Source organism: Pseudoalteromonas sp. SA25, assembly GCF_011378705.1.
GTDB lineage: Bacteria > Pseudomonadota > Gammaproteobacteria > Enterobacterales > Alteromonadaceae > Pseudoalteromonas > Pseudoalteromonas arctica.
Map to the genome: position 1 here is coordinate 42,128 of NZ_WTKV01000013.1, position 17,537 is coordinate 59,664.

Consider the following 17,537-nt stretch of genomic DNA (forward strand, 5'->3'; position numbering starts at 1 on the left):
ATTTAATAAAGTTGGCATCACACACCACACTAAATAAAGAGCTTATTATGTTGAATAATAAAAAGACTAAATTTGCAATTTCTCTCATAGCGGCAGCTATGGCTACATCGGCTCCAGCACAGGCTGATATTTCTGAATATTTAGATCGCGTTGACGTAGACTTTTTACTAATGCAAAACTTTCAGTCAATTCAAGCTAAAGACGGCGCATTTCGTCCAGAAGATGAAGAACAAGAATCAGGATTTGGCCGTATTAGAGCTAATCTAATGCTTAAATTTCATATTAACGAGTTCATCACTGCCGATATAGATATTGCAGAAGAGCCTAATGACTTTGGTGGCGAAGATCGTGACTTTTCATTTCACAACGATTTTGCAGGTGTTGAATTTGACTTACTAGGTCTTTATGGCACACCAAAAGAAAACGCAAATTTAACACTGCGTTTGGGTAATATTGGTGGCTCACCATTTCAATTTAAAGGTTTTCAAGACGGCGCAGATAACCAAAATAATGCACTTATTGGTAATGGTATTACCGATTACGCAACCGCCGAAAACGGCGCACAGCTAAGTTACAGCGAAACTTTCGAAAGTGGTGTAGTACGTGCTTATAATGTTACAGGTCACATTACTACTTCAAGTTTCGGTGAAGCGTTTCAAGAAGACAGAGGTTATAACTACCGACTTCAAGGTACTCTAGAATTTGAAGGTGGCTTTAAAGCAGGCTTAAACTTATTAAAAGCGAATCAAGGCGACCAGTTACGTTTTGAAAACGGCGTAGCCAGTCTTGATGGTGTAACCACAACAAACTATCGTTTTGGCGATGGTGAAAACTATAATTTCTCAGCGTCACCTTCAAACGAGCGTGACACTCACGTTGGCGCAATGCCAGGGCTTGAGCAATCAATCATCCAGCTTAATTTAGCTTATCAACCATCTGACGAAACAAGCCTAATCTTTATGGTTGGTAAATCGTCTGATGATTACACATTTGCAGATGCCGCTGGTAATGCAGTTGCCGGTATTACCTACTTTGGTACAAACGGCATAGCTGATGAAAATGGCACTACTTTTGATTCAAACAGTGTAATAGAAGGCGACTCATCGGTTGAGTACTTCGTGTTTGAAGCACAACAATATCTAATCCCTAAAAAGTTATATGTAGCGGCTCGTTATGCAGAAGCCGAAAACACTTCCGACTTAATTGAACAAACAGACAACACAGTAGAGCGTATTCAAGTAGCCGCAGGTTACTGGTTTAACGATAAAACGCTTTTAAAAGTTGAGTATGTTAACCAAGAAGAAGGTGTTAATTCGGGCGGCCAAATCGGTAAAGGATTTGACGGCTTCACTTCTGAAATATCTGTTAAATTTTAAGTCATTATCCAATTAGTCTAACTATTTATACAAAGGACCTAAAAAGGCACTTTGCGGGCAGTTTTATGCGTTAAAACTGCCATAAATAGAATTGGCAATAGATTGAAATTTAATAGCACTTATTAAAACATAACGTGTATGGGGAATACCCGATGAAAAATAAATTAATTATGCTCGCGTGTGGCTTTATAAGCATGGGCGCTGCGGCAAAAGAAACAATTACAATAGCGACTGTTAACAACGGTGACATGATCACCATGAAAGAATTAAGTAGTGACTTTACCAGCCAAAACCCTGATATAGATCTAAAATGGGTCACTCTAGAGGAAAACATTCTTCGCCAACGTGTCACTACCGATGTAGCAACAAAAGGCGGACAATACGATGTTATGACGATAGGTACTTATGAAGTACCAATTTGGGGCAAACAAAATTGGTTAAAAGAGTTAGATAATTTAGGTGAAAACTACGATTTAGACGATTTAATCCCAGCAATTCGAAGTGGTTTAACGATTAACGACAAGCTTTATGCTGCACCATTTTATGGTGAAAGTTCAATGGTTATGTACCGCACTGATTTAATGGAAAAAGCGGGGCTGACAATGCCTAAAGCCCCAACATGGGACTTTATACGCAAAGCTGCTAAAGCGATGACAGATAAAAAAGAAGGTGTTTATGGCCTTTGTCTACGTGGTAAAGCAGGTTGGGGCGAAAACGTTGCGCTTATTACATCAATGGCTAATTCGTTTGGTGCGCGTTGGTTTGATGAAAATTGGAAGCCACAGTTTAATACCCCAGAGTGGGAAAATACCCTTCAGTATTATGTAGATGTGATGAAAGAATCTGGTCCTGCTGGTTCATCTGCAAACGGTTTTAATGAAAATCTTGCACTATTTCAAACCGGAAAGTGTGGTATTTGGATTGATGCAACCGTTGCAGGCGCATTTGTTACTAACAAAAAAGACTCAGAAGTTGCCGATAAAGTAGGGTTTGCACTTGCGCCAGATAACGGTCTAGGTAAACGCGGTAACTGGTTATGGTCTTGGACTTTAGCCGTGCCGGCAAGCAGCAAAAAACCAGATGCCGCAATGAAATTTATTAGCTGGGCAACATCTAAAGAATACACTCAACTTGTAGCCGACAAAAAAGGTTGGGCAAAAGTACCGCCAGGTACACGTAAATCACTTTACAGTAATCAAAAGTACATGGACGCAGCACCGTTTGCACAAATTACCTTAGATTCTATTCAATCTGCAGATCCTAAAAATCCAACCGTTAAACCGGTGCCTTATGTAGGTATTCAGTTTGTTGCTATTCCTGAGTTTCAAGGAATTGGTACAGCTGTTGGGCAACAATTTTCAGCAGCATTAACTGGCCAAATGACCGTTAAGCAAGCGCTTAGTACGTCTCAGCACCTTGTTGAGCGAACAATGCGTAAAGCTCGCTATCCAAAATAGCATGTAATGGGCGGGTAAGTACTCAAACTTACCCAATATTTTATGTCAATTCTATTTACTTGTTAGTTATAAACGCTATCAAGGGTTTCTGATTTTCACTTGATAGTTAACAAGTAAATAGAATTGGCTTTTTTAAGGTCACCTTTATGGCAACAACTAACTCGCGCACGCTTGCTCGGTTTATGCTTCTTCCTAGTGTAATTTTATTACTTGCTTGGATGATAGTTCCGCTGTGTATGACACTGTATTTTTCATTTATTGATTACAACTTACTCGTTCCAGGGGATAAAGAGTTTGTAGGATTTTTAAACTATGAGTTTTTTCTAACTGATCCGGCTTTTTTTGAATCATTTTTTAACACGCTTTACCTAGTAACTGGGGTTTTACTTATCACTATTTGTGGTGGTATTGGCTTAGCTATTTTACTAGACCAAGCAATATGGGGACGAAACTACGTTCGCATTATGGTATTAGCTCCATTTTTTGTAATGCCAACTGTGTCGGCATTGGTATGGAAAAACATGCTAATGAACCCAGTTAATGGCTTATTTGCACACTTTGCGATTTGGCTTGGCTTTGAACCTATCGACTTTTTTGCTCAAATGCCGTTATTTTCAATCATCATAATTGTGTCTTGGCAGTGGTTACCGTTTGCAGCTTTAATACTGCTAACAGCAATACAATCATTAGACCGTGAACAATTAGAAGCGGCTGATTTGGACGGAGCTGGCCCATTTAGTAAGTTTTTTTACATCGTTTTACCGCACTTATCGCGCGCTGTAACTGCGGTTATATTAATCGAAACTATATTTTTACTGTCAATTTTTGCTGAAATATTAGTCACAACTAGTGGCGGTCCTGGTTATTCGTCAACCAATATAACGTACTTAATTTATACGCAATCGCTACTTCAGTTTGATGTAGGCGGCGGTTCGGCAGGGGGCATAGTTGCAGTTATTATTGCAAATATAGTCGCTATATTTTTAATGCGCTTAATTGGCAAAAACTTGGAGGGTTAATTATGACTATAAAAGATAGCCGTCGTTCCACACTAATTTATACCATTGCTGCATGGACAATAAGCGGCATGATTTTCTTTCCAATTTTATGGACGTTAATCACCAGTTTTAAAACGGAAGCCGAAGCAATTTCAGCAAACCCAAGCTTATATGCATTTGACTGGACGCTTGAAAATTATCGCGATGTACTTTCACGTTCGCCTTACTTTACCCATTTTTGGAACTCTGTGGTTATATCGCTAGGTTCAAGTTTACTGGGGTTATTAATTGCGGTACCTGCTGCATGGTCTATGGCTTTTGTACAAACTAAAAAAACAAAGCATTTATTAATGTGGATGCTTTCAACTAAAATGTTACCGCCAGTAGGCGTACTTATTCCGATTTATTTATTGTTTCGTGACTTTGCGTTACTCGATACAAAATTAGGTTTAGTGATTGTAATGACACTCATTAACTTACCAATAATGGTATGGATGCTTTACACCTACTTTAGAGAAATACCAAACGAAATACTTGAAGCTTCACGTATGGATGGCGCAACAATTGGTGAAGAAATATTTCATGTTTTATTGCCAATAGCCTTACCAGGTATAGCCTCAACGTTATTGCTAAATGTTATTTTGTCGTGGAACGAAGCGTTTTGGACACTTATTTTAACCGCTGCAAATGCTGCACCTTTAACGGCATTTATTGCCAGTTACTCAAGCCCTGAGGGGTTATTTTACGCTAAGTTGTCGGCAGCATCTGCCATGGCCATTGTGCCAATTTTAATACTTGGTTGGTTTAGTCAAAAACAATTAGTGCGTGGATTAAGTTTCGGCGCAGTAAAATAGGAGAATACACATGGGCAGCATCACACTAAAACAAGTCACTAAAAACTTTGATGAAGTTAACGTAATTAAACCGCTCGACTTAGAAATTAAAGACGGTGAGTTTATCGTTTTTGTCGGTCCATCGGGCTGTGGTAAATCTACATTACTTCGTATGATCGCAGGTCTTGAAGATACCACCAGTGGTAATATAGAAATTGATGGCATTGACGCTACAAAAACACCGCCTGCAAAAAGAGGCTTAGCAATGGTGTTTCAATCCTATGCGTTATATCCGCATATGACAGTGCGTAACAATATTGCTTTTCCTTTAAAAAGAGCCAAGGTTAGCCCTGCAGAAATTGAAAGTAAAATTGCTAACGCCGCTAAAATACTTAATTTGACCGATTATTTAGACCGAAAGCCTGGGCAATTGTCGGGCGGTCAGCGCCAGCGTGTAGCGATAGGGCGCGCAATTGTACGTCAGCCTTCGGCATTTTTATTTGACGAACCACTTTCAAATCTTGATGCGTCACTACGTGTAAATATGCGTTTAGAAATATCTGAATTACATAAAAGTTTAGCTACAACAATGATTTATGTTACACACGATCAGGTTGAAGCCATGACAATGGCAGATAGAATCGCGGTATTTAATGCCGGTATTATTGAACAAGTAGGCACACCTTTAGAGCTTTATAAAAACCCTGTAAACAAATTTGTAGCTGGTTTTATAGGTTCGCCAAAAATGAATTTTATAGATGCTCCACAAAATGAAGATGCGAATGTTAGCTGTATTGGTATACGACCAGAGCATTTAACACTCTCTACTGAGCAAGGTACTTGGGCTGGAACTGTAGGTGTAATTGAGCATTTAGGATCGGAGAGCTTTTTACATATAAATATTGAAGGCAAAGGTACCGTAACAGTAAAAGCGGATGGTGATTGCCCATTAAAATATGGCGACAGTATTTACCTAAGCGCACCGGCAGATAAAGTACTAAAGTTTGATAATAACGGTTTAACTATTCGCTAAAGCAAATTTTTAATTACCTTAAATAGCACCTTTATAAGGGTGCTATTAACTAAATTCTAATTACATAATCCTATGAAACCTAGGTATTTTTTATTAAGGGATGGTATATTTACAATTATAAATAACAAAAACGTTATTGATAAATAGATATTCCAAAATTAATAAAATAATTTATATAGCAGCACATATAATTAAAATTATGTAATGAAAATAAGGATTTAGTTTTCCTTCTATTTTAAGAGGTTTACGTGGTAAAGCTATCAAATACAGAAATTAGAAAGCTAGATGATGCAGCCAGAGCAGGGTGGTTATATTATGTTGGCGGTAACACACAAGATGAAATTGCTAAAAAGCTAAATATATCTCGTCAATCTGCACAAAGAATGGTCGCATTATCTGTGAGCCAAGGTCTAATTAAAGTTAGACTTGACCACCCGATTGCTAAATGTATGGACTTGGCCGAAAAATTAAAAAGCCGTTTTGGGTTAGATTCGTGTGAAGTTGTACCGAGCGATCCGTCTGAACCATCGTCTACGCTTGGTTTGGCTCAAGCTGGCGCGGCTGAAATAGAACGTCATTTAAAATCAGAACAACCCAAAGTACTTGCTATGGGAACCGGTCGAGTTTTACGTTCATGTGTAGATGAGCTAAGAACTGTTGATTGTCCGCAACATAAAATTGTAGCAATGCTAGGTAATATGGCTTTGGATGGATCGGCTTCACCTTATGATGTTGTAGTAAGAATGGCCGAACACACCAATGCAAAACATTACCCAATGCCATTGCCAGTTTTACCAAGAAGTATTGAAGAAAAAGAACAGTTACATGCACAACAAAATATTACCGGTAATTTAAAACTCGCTAAAGATGCCGATGTAACATTTGTGGGTATTGGTAGCTTAGGTGAAAAGTCGCCATTACATATAGATGGTTTTATTGATGCGCAAGAACTTAAAGAGTTACAAGATCTTGGTGCCGTTGGTGAAATGATTAGTTGGGTGTTTGATAAAAACGGTAAGCTTTTAGATTGCACAGTTAATCAGCGTGTAGCAAGTACGCCATTAAAAACAAATGCTAACAAACAGATTTATGCGATAGCTGCTGGTGAAGAAAAAGTGTTGGCCATTTTGGGCGCAGTAAGGTCAAACATGATCAGCGGATTAATTACTAACGAATATACAGCTGAGCGTTTATTAAGTATTGATTAAACAAATTGATAAATAAAGTATCTGTATTAGTAATACCTGTTATTGTAATAAAACCACTTAATGTCCGATACCGTCTAGTATTGGACATAGTAAGGGCGCATTTAAGCGCTCTTTCTATATATGCATTAACTTCCTATAATTTATATTATGTTAAATAGCATAAATAAATACATAACCAAGTTACTCACCTTCATTAATTAACGTATAAACGCGATATTTTGACTATTTAATAAGCATTAACCTACTTATCTTAATAGTTAGTGCCTTACCCATTTACGGTATTAGCTTCTTGAACATATAAAAATACCGCTTGGTTATTAATATAATCAAGCGGTATTACAATGATTGCCTATTCGCCACTTTACCCAATCAAACTTAACGTATTGAAACAAATAGCTTTTTAATAAACCTAGTAATTCACTAGAATGTTTTATTATTCATAAATTCACTAATAAGCTCAGACACTTTATCTGGATGTTCATCAATAACCCAATGAGCGGCTTTATCTATCCAAATCAATGATGAATTTGGAATTGCTTCTTCTAACATTGGCGCATACTTTGGCTTTTGAAACTTGTCTTCTTTACCCCATATTATGAGTGTTTCATGAGGTAAGCTTTTAAGATTGCCTGTAATAGCTTCGGTATATTCTTTATTGAGCCTGCGCATGTTACTAAATAAAGCGGCTTTTCCTTTTTCATTACTCCATGGTGCTAAGTATATTTTCATCAACTCTTCAGTCATTACGCTCGAGTCGTAAACACCTTTGGGCATGAAATCTCTTAATGTATCCACAAATTCAGCTACAGTTGTTTTTTCTTCTACACCTGGTTCTAGCAAAGGTTCAAATTCTGGTATTGGCCAAGAGTCAAAACATACACTATCAATTAAAACCAACCCGTTCACTTTATCCGGATGATTTACAGCCATTAATTGAGCAACACCACCACCAATATCATGTGCAGCAATATTAACTTTAGAAATACCGAGTTCTTCCAAAAACTTACACATTATTCTACATTGCGCATTTATAGATACATCGGTGTTAATTGGCATATCAGATTCACCAAAGTTTAGTAAATCAGGCGCTATTACTCGATATTTTGATGCAAGTTTTGGCATCACATTTCGCCATAAAAATTTATTGGTTGGTATTCCGTGTATCAATAATAAAGGTGTTCCTTGTCCCATTTCTTGATAAGCAATTTGATGACCTTCTACTGTAACGTACTGTGTCTTGTTCATAATTTTGCCTCTTTAACTTTAAAAATTATAATATTTAGTAAACTATAAAATTAGAATATAGCCTTATAAAGAAAATTCCATCCCAAGATGAGTATTTATTAGTTATTAAAAAATCTTAATGTTTTAAAAGTTAAACCCCTGTGATACGTGGGCTCTAGGCTAAATAAATTTACTGACTTTATAATATTGCAGTGTTTAATAATTGTGTTTATCAAACCGCTTTAAGAAGTGTGAAACGATGACTCGTATACATGCAACAATTACAAAAGCGTAGTTTGTAATACTTTGAAGAAATAATTTGAAGTAATTATTCTTATTAAAGGACTTTTACAAATTTAAATAAATTAAAGGTTCATATACACAAAAGCACTAATAAATATTAGTGCTTTCAAAAATTATAATTTAATTTTTTAGTAAGCTATAAATAAAAAAATAGTTAACCGCCCTACTGTTTCAATTTATCATTCCAAGAAAGATCTAATATTTTCTATTAATACACTTTGCTTAACTGGCTTCAATAACAGGCCGTTAAACCCAAGCTTCACATACTTGTTATCACTATTTTCGTTTTCACTAAATGTATGAGCGATAATTTTTGTTGCTGATGCGTCAGCATGCTTTCTTATTTTTAGCATTGCGTCGGTGCCTGTAAATTGCGGCATTACTATATCCATTAAAATAATATCGTAAATATTTTGAGAAACCATAAGTAGCGCCTCTATAGCACTTGATGCGAAATCTATTAAAATATTTTCTTCGTTAAGCATTTTTCTAATTACTATTTCTATTAGCAAGTCATCATCTACTAAAAGCAGTCGTTTAGTTTTATTTATTGGCGTTACTTTAAACTCGATAACTTCAGCCATATTTTCAATAGTGTTTTTCATGTTTTACCTCATTACTGTTCCAGTAATATACGCTAATTTATAACGATTTATCTTTTAAAATGCGTGTTATTTGATTTATTAATACACCTTGTTTTACTGGTTTTAATAGCATGTCATCAAAGCCCTGGTTAACGTATTTTAAATCTGTATCGGGTGTCGATGTATGCGCAATTATTTTAGTTTTCAAATTGTCACTGTGTTTTTTAATTTTTAACATAGCGTCAGTTCCCGACAATTCTGGCATTACTATGTCCATTAAAATAATGTCGTAACTGTTTTGCGATACCATCAACATCGCTTCTATTGCACTGCGCGCGTAATCTATTTTAATATTCTCATTTTTTAGCATCGCTCTAATTACAATCTCAACAAGAGGATCGTCATCAACCAGTAATAGCGTGTTTTGATGTTTGTTAGTTACTAAACTAGCTTTTACTAAATCAGTATTTGTTAACGAGCTACTTGGTACTTCTTGATCGTTGTCTTTACCTTTACCTTGTTTGGTTGCTATGTTTACCAACATAGAAAGTGATATCGTTGATTTATTCGCGTTACTACTTACAGTTATCGCTTTACCACCTAACATTTTAAATATTGAAATAAAAAACTTTAACTCTAATGACACGTCTTTATCATCTATAAAGCGCGTTATATCATCACCCGATATACTTTTAAGCTCAGTTATAAAGTTACTATTGTCGATCAAATTACTTAATGAAAAATCGAGGTATAAGTAATTACGTTTACTTTCATTTTTAATCTGAGCGTTAATTGAAAGCGTTGTATTATTTGATGAATCCAAAACCTCAGTCACTAATTGAATAACCAATTGAGAAATTAACTTTTCATCGCTTGCGACCGTTAATTCAGGCGTAATATTATTTTTAAGAACGATTCTTTTATTTTCAGCCTCTTTAGCTAAAATCGACATATTATTATTGATCATTTGATTTAGGTTTACGTTTTTGGCCTGAAGCTTTAACTTACCTATTTCCGATTTATTTATATTTACGAGTTGTTGAATTACACTTTCGAGCTGGTCGCATGCATCAGAAATGTTCCCCACATTGTTTTTAAATTCGTTAAAGCTTATTGGATCTTTAGATATTTCAACTAATGACTTTAAAGATGATAAAGGCGTTTTTAACTGACGGCTAAGCCTTGTAACAAATTTTTCTTTTAATTGATTTGTCTGTTTTGATTTTTCGAGAACATCAGCGAGTAAACATTCTTTTTGATGTGCCTCTGTATCATCTCTAAAGTAGCAAACGAAACCATTAAAATCTGTATGTCTTTGTAATACAGTTATCCACTTCCCGTCTGTAAAACCTATATCTATTAATTGGTTACGGTCATCATCAAGCTTATGATGTTCGTGGTAGTGATTTATAATATTATGCTGCTGCGCAATACTTATCAGCTGGCTATACGATAGCTGACTATTTTGTTTATTCACCTGTGCAAATAAAAGATTAAAAGCATTGTTGGTAATCACAGGAAATTCGTGGCTATTAAAAATAGCAAACCCATGCGGCAGTGCATCCAGCGAACTTGAAAAAAGCTCCTCTCTATTGAGTATTAACTGATTTTTTTGTTTTATTTCACTGTGTAAACGCCTTGGCAAACGTAAAAAATAATACACAAACGCGAATACACAAAAAGAGATTAACCCTAATCTAATTAAACTGTATTTAGTTATTTGTGGTCGTACTATTTTATTCATTGGTTGCACATGCAAGCGCCAAGTAGGAGGGAAACGACTGCTTAAAGCGCTAATACTATTTTTAATTATACTCGGGTTTACTTCTCCTTGTTTTCCTAAAGTAAACTGTGGTGTTGCTATAAAAACGTTATAATTTTCAGTGTTTAATTTGCCAATAACGGCTTTTAAAAACTTACTTAAATCAAATGCTGTAAGCGTATAAATAGAACCTTGTTTTATTTTCATTTCAGAAATTAAGAAGGCCGTATCAGCAACCGTAAATACTTCTACTGCTTGTTTATTTGCTCTTTTATTAAATTTTTCTAACCAGTTTGTAAACCCATACGCGGCTAAATCAAAATTATTTTTTGACCAAAGTGCAAGCTGGTTATACTCAGAATCAAACACAACATACCCTTTGTAAGTTAAATTTTGTGAAACCTGACTCTGCACTAAATTGTTAAGCTGCTCTTTTGTATAGTTATTTTGGCTTTGTAAAAAGCCTGCAATAACTAAATCTTTTTGAGATATATACAATCCTTGATTATCAAATCGCTCTAATGCATTAAATAACGTTTTACGTAATTGCTGGGTTTGTTGATTGTAGTTACTTTGCAGCTCCTTTTTTTCAATAGTATAAAGAAGTAATGCAGTGAATGAGCATAATACTAATGAAATTAAAAATGCGACGGGCGCTAAACTAAATACATGAATATACTTTTCACCATAATTTTTTTTCGCAGGCTTAGTACTTTGATTACTTACTGAATCTGAATTTTTATTTAACTGTGTCTGTAATAATTGAGCAAATGAAATAAACTGATCTTTTTGTGAACCTATTAATGTTTTAGGTGCTAAATCGGCCATCAGCACTACGCCAATTAATTTATTAGTGACACTATAAATTGGATATTGTGCATAAAAACGAATTAATTTGTGCGTGTTGTTTGATACATCATCAAAAAAAGTATCTTCAAATAGATATAGTTTTTCTTGTGTACAGCGTTTTTGATAGCTTAATAACTCATTTTCGACGCTTTCTTTATCGCTGCAGGTTATTAACTGCTTTGAATAAACTTCTCTAAAATCGATAAATTTAACAATTGAAACATCATAAAACTGTTTTAGTAGTGTTAGCGTTTCTTTAATTTCTGTTGATATTTCATCAGTTTGTGTATCTGCTACATTAGCATGTGAGGTAAATATATTTGAGGCGTTCATTGACGTTCTCCTTCCCCTTTTGGGGGAGTATGTATCCACGTTGTACTGTTTTGGCCGCTATGTACTGGCAGTAAAACTTTAAATGGTGGTGTTAAGCTACTAAGTGCAGGTTCGCCTGTAGTGATATTAATTACTTGTTCTGCATTAACTAAATTAAGTGATGTTTTGCAATATGTAATGCCTGGCTCAATCCCTATTAAGCTCAGTGTTTCACTAATAATAAGGTTATTTACTAAATCAATACCGGCGAGGTCAAATGTAGTTTGTAAAATAGTGAAGACGAGTGTCTCTACAATGTTTTCATCTTCTTCTAAGCGTGTCCCTTCTGGGCAGCATATAGTGCCTAGCTCTATATCAACACTTGTTCCAATACCAACTAATGACAGCGCATTAAGGGCTGTATTTAAAAGCGGTTCTACCTGAGGTAAATATAAATCAAGTATGTCACCTTGCGATTCGTACCCCGTTTGGCATGTATCACACGATTGCGATAAACCTTGATCGCTTGTACCTAAAAGTGGATTACCTAAAGCTGTTACCCCAACTAAACAACTGCTGTCGGCCGGCTGCTTATCTATTTCAAAGCTTTCACAAGGTGAGCCTGTTACTACTTTTTGCGATACATAACGAGATAGAATTTGTTCACTATTAGCTGGGCATTGTTGTGGCGTGCTTCTTAATAACTGACCAATAACGGTATTACCTAACTGCCCTATTGCATAATTTGGACCTTGCTGCAGCGCATTTATATAACTTACATTACCGGTATTATTTAACTTGCTAACACCTTGGCTGTCTGTTGCTTCGTCACTTAAGCCCTTTAAACACGGGTTACCTTGGCAATTTGGAGCATCGTAATAAACAGCTTCTCGCGAGGTAAACCTATCGTCTCGTATGCCTATTAATGCCCTGTACGTGTTGTTTGCTCCACGGTCTGTATAAAAAATGAGTGGTGCTTGGTGCTCATCAAAACTTACAGCAATACCGAGTGGTCTATTATTAGCGTCGACTACAGTAATTTGATTATCTACCTTAGTTTGATGGCGCTTAATAAGGGCATCCCTGACTAAAATCACCCCGCCAATTGAGCCAATAATTAAAATAGTTATAATTAATATAAGCTCAATAGTAAGTATGTACCCTTGTTGATAATGCTTTTTCATATCAGGCTCCTATAACACTTCTACAAGCATTTTAAGTACGTTCATTACTTGTAATGCTGCGGGAAAAAACACCAATACCAAAAACATCGGAAAACAAATTAAGATAATGGGAAAGGTTGTGTGCATCGCTTTTTTGTTTACTTTTTTAGCGAGTAAAATGTTCTTTTTTAGAGCTAGGCCTTCAAGTTGAGCCTCTACTGCTTGGATAAGTGGCGTACCAAGTTTTGACCCTATTAACATTAAGTTGGCGAGCTTTTTAATTCCTAATACGCCGGTTCTTTCAAAAAGTGAATTAAATGCAAATTCACGATCTTTACCTGCGCTTAGTTCGAATAAAAATAACTTTAGCTCTTTGTATAATGGGTGTTTTTGACTTAATCCATGATCAACCGCCAGTGCAAATGAGCGCTCTAGTGAAAATCCAGCGCGCATGTAAACCAGTAAAACCCGTAAAAAAAACTCTAAACTATTATTAATAGTGGTTTGACGTTGATTTTTACGTAATAAAAACCAGCATTCGGGTGCAAAAAAACACATAAAACACAGTAATGATTTAATCGATTGGCTCAGCTCATAACCTGTTAGTTCTATAACCGTAAATACACTAAAAGTAGCAGCCACTTTGAAGCAGTACAGGCTTATTAATATTTTATTAATTTGAATTCCTGCTTGTCTTAATTGACGTTTAGAGATGATGATTAGCGGATACCAATTAATGTTTTTAGTATCGGGTTTATCTAATTCAACTTTAAGAGATTGCCTATGAATATGGATAAATGACCCCATACTTACTAAAAGTCCGATAAGTAAAAGTATATCAATCATAATGTTACCCTTAAGCTAAGGCGTAGCCATAAAAAACCAAATAGCTGACAAAGAAGCGCAACCGTTATAAATGCAATCCCATTAGGGTCGTTTAATAATGGTTCAAACCAGGTTGGATCGGTATAGCTGAATAAAGGAATTAGTGCGTAAGGTAAAAAACCACTAAATACAGCAGCGTATTTAGTGCCCGAAAGCTTAGCTTTTAGCTGTTGGCGGTCGAGGGTCCGAAGCGACATCATGTTGCATACGCTTTTTAGCATATCGGTTAAATCACACTGGCTTTGTGTATGTGTAATGATGCTATGAGCAAACAATCTTACGGTTTCGCAGTTGTATCTTTCAATTAAAGGGGCAAACGACGTTTCGGCATCACTACCCATGCTCATGCGTTGTATTAGTAAGGTGCTTTGTTTTTTTATATATGGGTCTGCATGTTCATCAGCAAACTGCATTGATTGCTGTAGCGATAGCCCAGTGCTTAAACACGATTGTACGGTTTCAATAAATTCTAAAAAATGATGCTCAAATTTTGCTAATTTATAATGAGCCAAGTCAATCACAGTTATAAAACAGGTTACAAAAACCACGATTGAAATAATAAACGCGCTGGTTGATGCCTCTGGATAATATAATTTAGCTAAAAACCATGAGCTACTAGAGAGCGAACACGCCATGCTTATAAACCAAGCGTTACTTATGTTTAAGCCTAGCACTCGTAGTGACAAAGTAAGTACGTCTTTTTCTTCTAAAATATCTACTTTTTTAGCGCTCTGGTTGCTTTTATTTTTAGCATACAAAGAAACCAACACACTAGCTGCAAGTACAAAGGTTATAACCGCCGCTATAGCTAATAAATAATCAAGTTTAGTCATTGTTAGCCTCCGGGTTATTGTGCAGTAATGCTTTTAATTCTTGTGCATTTGCGCCTTGGCCTTTCATAAACTCAATAACACTTGAGTTATCTATTAACTCACTTTGTACTGGATCTGCTTCGTTAATACTATAAAGCGGGCTAAAATGTGCGCCGCCATTAACACGCTTAATTTCACCAATACTTTTTAGAGTTCGGGTGCCATTAGTTGAGCGAGAAACATGCACAATAAGTTGAATACTCGACGCGATTAGCGAACTTGTATGGGTATCGCTCAGTTGTGCATTGTGTAACTGCACTAAGGTAGATAAACGAATAACGGCATCATTTGCGCTGTTAGCATGTATGGTCGTCATCGAACCTTGGTGACCACAGTTCATTGCTTGGAGCATATCGATTACCTCGCCTGAGCGTACCTCTCCAACAATTATTCTATCTGCGCGCATTCTAAGGGCTGCTTTTACTAAATCTCTTAGGCTAACTGCACCTTTACCATCGCTGTTTGTGTCGTGGGCTTCTAATTGCACAACGTGGTTGTGATGCAAATTAAGTTCAGCGCTTTCTTCAATGGTTACAACACGTTCATTTGGATTAATTGAGTTGGCAAGTACGTTCAATAATGACGTTTTACCAGCCCCGGCATTGCCACACACTAAAATATTAACGCCTGTTTTAACTGCACTTTTTAAAAATGATAAGATGTTTTTATCTAAAAAATGGTTATTAACTAAAAAGTCATCGTTTATTTTTTTATGGTTAAACTTACGAATAGACACAATAGCTGCGCTGGTACACGCAGGCGGTACAATAATATGAACACGGCTACCATCTTTTAGTTTGCCATCAACAATTGGCATAAGCGCATTGACTTGTCGGCCACAACCATCAAGTAAGCGATCAACAAATCGGCGTAAATGGCGTTCGTCATCAAACTTACTGGCTGTGCAAAGTAGTTTGCCTTGTTTATCAATCCAAATATCTTGCGTGTCGTTTATTAAAATATCACTTACCTGATCGTCCAGCATAAACTGTGCAATAGGTCCCAGGCCTTGAATTTCATCAAATACAGCCTGAACAACCTGCTCTTGTTGATGTTGGTTAAATGAAGATTGATTAAATTGTGGAATTTCACTGCACAAAGCAGAGATTTTTTCGAGAACATTACTTGATAAAAGCGCGGTTGGCTCTTGTTCGTACTCTTCGATAACGGCATCGTGCAATAGCTTTTTAAGCTCTTCAAAGGTACTTAAACTGGTTTGAACTTCTTCATGTTTGCTTGATAAATTAAACATAAAAACTCACTTAGCTACATATACAGCTTCATTTTTAACGCCTTTAACCACTTCGATTGTGCGACTGGTTTGTAAGCGTGAAAAGTTTTGCAAACGACCCTGTTCAATGTCATAAGCGCTATGCACAATAATTGAAACTTTGTCGGCGTTATCTATACCCGCCAACGAATAAACATCTTTTGGAAGTACCGCAAGGACTAATGAAACACCGCCCGCAGCAGAATTAGACTCTTTAGCTAAATTATCCATTACGCCACTTTTAGCGGCTTGCGATTTAGGACCTTTTGAAACACCAATAAGCTGTACATCACGGGCAACTGTTCTTACTAAGCGATTAGTTTTAGCGACTATGTCGAGTCGGTCACCTTTGTGTATGCGCGAAAGCGGAATATCTAAGGTGTTTAGTTTTAAAGTATATAAAACACGCCCTGCCGGTATGGCTTCTGATAAATTTTGGCTTTTCGCTCTAATAAAATCGGTGTCGAACAAGGGTTGTTCAACCATTTTGTTAGTTGCTAATTTTTGACCAATTAATGCACGTGGGTTTTGAACGCTCAGTGCAATATTTGAATAGTTACTTGGATCTATACTTTTTTGCTCTACATCGTGAACGGTTACTGTTTGACCGGCTGACATATTTTTGTTTACTACCCAGGCTGTTACGCTATTTTCATCGTTTACCTGTCTAATGCCCAAAGCCGAAGCTAACATGCCAGAGGTGATGAGTAATGTGAGAGCCGCAGTGGTTGCGCCTTTGTTACTTTTACTTTTCATAATATTCCTCCAGAGTAACTTTCACTGCCACACTTTTGTGGCAGTGAGCCTTAAGCTTGGTATTCAAACCTGGTTGCCTTATATTGGGTACCTTGCGTTAGTTACCTTGTGAACCGCCTGCTGCTGTACGTGTTGCAGCATCGCCGCTTGGTGTTGCATTAACAAGTGCGGCACTTTCACTAAAGTCTGATGCAACAAAAGTGAATGAACTGCCATCGCCTGCGTACACATCAACTGAATCCACAAACCCAGAGCCAGACACTTCAGCTGTGCCTTCGGCGTTAATCATGCCGTCAAATACATAGCTTTGGTCAAGTGAGCCAATTGCTTCAGCTACATCTTCAAGTTCACTGGTTACCGAGTCACGTAATGTAGATAAACCAATTACAAGTGCTGCTACCATTGAAGTAGAAAGAATGATTAGCTCTGACGTTAGTACAAAACCTTTTTGCTTTTTGCTATTTAAGTTATGTTTAATAGTTTTCATAATCGTAGCCTTTAAATTAGAAGAGCTTATGCTCACTTTACATATTGCGAGGACCATGCCAGCTATAAATAACCATTAAATACAGTTGGTTATGTTTTTAATGGTTATTGTTTATTAGATGTTTTCATTTTTGATTTGCAAAATGCAAATCAATATTAAAAAATA

15 protein-coding genes are annotated in these 17,537 nt (G+C 36.4%); 6 read left to right on the forward strand and 9 right to left on the reverse strand.

Annotated features, from left to right (window positions below; translation table 11 throughout):
• The first annotated feature begins 47 nt into the window (after positions 1 to 47).
• From GQR45_RS11940 to GQR45_RS11965, 6 genes are all read left to right on the forward strand, one after another.
• Complete coding sequence (locus GQR45_RS11940; RefSeq protein ID WP_007582736.1) at positions 48 to 1,376, forward strand: hypothetical protein; 1,329 nt, start codon at positions 48 to 50, stop codon at positions 1,374 to 1,376.
• A gap of 152 nt (positions 1,377 to 1,528) precedes the next feature.
• Positions 1,529 to 2,833: a sugar ABC transporter substrate-binding protein gene (locus GQR45_RS11945; protein ID WP_007377152.1), complete on the forward strand. Its 1,305-nt coding sequence runs from the start codon at positions 1,529 to 1,531 to the stop codon at positions 2,831 to 2,833.
• Positions 2,834 to 2,979: 146 nt separating this feature from the next.
• Positions 2,980 to 3,852: a sugar ABC transporter permease gene (locus GQR45_RS11950; protein ID WP_002960879.1), complete on the forward strand. Its 873-nt coding sequence runs from the start codon at positions 2,980 to 2,982 to the stop codon at positions 3,850 to 3,852.
• 2 nt (positions 3,853 to 3,854) lie between these two features.
• Positions 3,855 to 4,685: a carbohydrate ABC transporter permease gene (locus GQR45_RS11955; protein ID WP_165726031.1), complete on the forward strand. Its 831-nt coding sequence runs from the start codon at positions 3,855 to 3,857 to the stop codon at positions 4,683 to 4,685.
• 10 nt (positions 4,686 to 4,695) lie between these two features.
• Complete coding sequence (locus tag GQR45_RS11960) at positions 4,696 to 5,697, forward strand: ABC transporter ATP-binding protein (protein WP_165726033.1); 1,002 nt, start codon at positions 4,696 to 4,698, stop codon at positions 5,695 to 5,697.
• A gap of 248 nt (positions 5,698 to 5,945) precedes the next feature.
• The gene (locus GQR45_RS11965) at positions 5,946 to 6,905 is read left to right on the forward strand and encodes a sugar-binding transcriptional regulator (protein ID WP_002960874.1); all 960 of its coding nucleotides are present in this window, start codon (positions 5,946 to 5,948) and stop codon (positions 6,903 to 6,905) included.
• A gap of 420 nt (positions 6,906 to 7,325) precedes the next feature.
• On the opposite strand, the gene GQR45_RS11970 is transcribed toward GQR45_RS11965, so the two are convergent.
• The 9 genes from GQR45_RS11970 to GQR45_RS12010 form a co-directional block, all read right to left on the reverse strand.
• On the reverse strand, positions 7,326 to 8,150 hold the full coding sequence (locus tag GQR45_RS11970; protein WP_165726035.1) for an alpha/beta hydrolase: 825 nt from the start codon (positions 8,148 to 8,150) through the stop codon (positions 7,326 to 7,328).
• A gap of 461 nt (positions 8,151 to 8,611) precedes the next feature.
• Positions 8,612 to 9,037, reverse strand: a complete 426-nt coding sequence (locus tag GQR45_RS11975) for a response regulator (RefSeq protein WP_165726036.1) — start codon at positions 9,035 to 9,037, stop codon at positions 8,612 to 8,614.
• A gap of 37 nt (positions 9,038 to 9,074) precedes the next feature.
• Complete coding sequence (locus tag GQR45_RS11980) at positions 9,075 to 11,960, reverse strand: hybrid sensor histidine kinase/response regulator (RefSeq protein WP_165726038.1); 2,886 nt, start codon at positions 11,958 to 11,960, stop codon at positions 9,075 to 9,077.
• Positions 11,957 to 13,123, reverse strand: a complete 1,167-nt coding sequence (locus GQR45_RS11985) for a hypothetical protein (protein WP_165726040.1) — start codon at positions 13,121 to 13,123, stop codon at positions 11,957 to 11,959. Before GQR45_RS11985 ends, GQR45_RS11980 begins: the two co-directional genes overlap by 4 nt.
• 9 nt (positions 13,124 to 13,132) lie before the next feature.
• Complete coding sequence (locus tag GQR45_RS11990) at positions 13,133 to 13,948, reverse strand: secretion system protein (RefSeq protein WP_165726042.1); 816 nt, start codon at positions 13,946 to 13,948, stop codon at positions 13,133 to 13,135.
• Complete coding sequence (locus GQR45_RS11995) at positions 13,945 to 14,820, reverse strand: type II secretion system F family protein (RefSeq protein WP_121955001.1); 876 nt, start codon at positions 14,818 to 14,820, stop codon at positions 13,945 to 13,947. The genes GQR45_RS11990 and GQR45_RS11995 overlap by 4 nt, the downstream gene beginning before the upstream one ends.
• The gene (locus GQR45_RS12000) at positions 14,813 to 16,111 is read right to left on the reverse strand and encodes an ATPase, T2SS/T4P/T4SS family (RefSeq protein WP_165726043.1); all 1,299 of its coding nucleotides are present in this window, start codon (positions 16,109 to 16,111) and stop codon (positions 14,813 to 14,815) included. The genes GQR45_RS11995 and GQR45_RS12000 overlap by 8 nt, the downstream gene beginning before the upstream one ends.
• A gap of 6 nt (positions 16,112 to 16,117) precedes the next feature.
• Positions 16,118 to 16,885 carry a hypothetical protein gene (locus tag GQR45_RS12005; protein ID WP_007586678.1) on the reverse strand — a complete coding sequence of 256 codons (768 nt, stop codon included), beginning with the start codon at positions 16,883 to 16,885 and terminating at the stop codon, positions 16,118 to 16,120.
• 97 nt (positions 16,886 to 16,982) lie between these two features.
• Positions 16,983 to 17,372, reverse strand: a complete 390-nt coding sequence (locus GQR45_RS12010) for a hypothetical protein (protein WP_010552792.1) — start codon at positions 17,370 to 17,372, stop codon at positions 16,983 to 16,985.
• Positions 17,373 to 17,537: the final 165 nt, after the last annotated feature.

What these genes read in the sequence shown, in the direction of transcription:
- GQR45_RS11955 (WP_165726031.1), top strand. Translation starts at nt 3,855, where the DNA reads ATGACTATAAAAGATAGCCGTCGTTCCACACTAATTTATACCATTGCT.
- GQR45_RS11985 (WP_165726040.1), bottom strand. Translation starts at nt 13,123, where the DNA reads ATGAAAAAGCATTATCAACAAGGGTACATACTTACTATTGAGCTTATA.
- GQR45_RS11980 (WP_165726038.1), bottom strand. Translation starts at nt 11,960, where the DNA reads ATGAACGCCTCAAATATATTTACCTCACATGCTAATGTAGCAGATACA.
- GQR45_RS11950 (WP_002960879.1), top strand. Translation starts at nt 2,980, where the DNA reads ATGGCAACAACTAACTCGCGCACGCTTGCTCGGTTTATGCTTCTTCCT.
- GQR45_RS11990 (WP_165726042.1), bottom strand. Translation starts at nt 13,948, where the DNA reads ATGATTGATATACTTTTACTTATCGGACTTTTAGTAAGTATGGGGTCA.
- GQR45_RS12005 (WP_007586678.1), bottom strand. Translation starts at nt 16,885, where the DNA reads ATGAAAAGTAAAAGTAACAAAGGCGCAACCACTGCGGCTCTCACATTA.
- GQR45_RS12010 (WP_010552792.1), bottom strand. Translation starts at nt 17,372, where the DNA reads ATGAAAACTATTAAACATAACTTAAATAGCAAAAAGCAAAAAGGTTTT.
- GQR45_RS11970 (WP_165726035.1), bottom strand. Translation starts at nt 8,150, where the DNA reads ATGAACAAGACACAGTACGTTACAGTAGAAGGTCATCAAATTGCTTAT.
- GQR45_RS12000 (WP_165726043.1), bottom strand. Translation starts at nt 16,111, where the DNA reads ATGTTTAATTTATCAAGCAAACATGAAGAAGTTCAAACCAGTTTAAGT.
- GQR45_RS11945 (WP_007377152.1), top strand. Translation starts at nt 1,529, where the DNA reads ATGAAAAATAAATTAATTATGCTCGCGTGTGGCTTTATAAGCATGGGC.
- GQR45_RS11960 (WP_165726033.1), top strand. Translation starts at nt 4,696, where the DNA reads ATGGGCAGCATCACACTAAAACAAGTCACTAAAAACTTTGATGAAGTT.
- GQR45_RS11940 (WP_007582736.1), top strand. Translation starts at nt 48, where the DNA reads ATGTTGAATAATAAAAAGACTAAATTTGCAATTTCTCTCATAGCGGCA.
- GQR45_RS11975 (WP_165726036.1), bottom strand. Translation starts at nt 9,037, where the DNA reads ATGAAAAACACTATTGAAAATATGGCTGAAGTTATCGAGTTTAAAGTA.
- GQR45_RS11995 (WP_121955001.1), bottom strand. Translation starts at nt 14,820, where the DNA reads ATGACTAAACTTGATTATTTATTAGCTATAGCGGCGGTTATAACCTTT.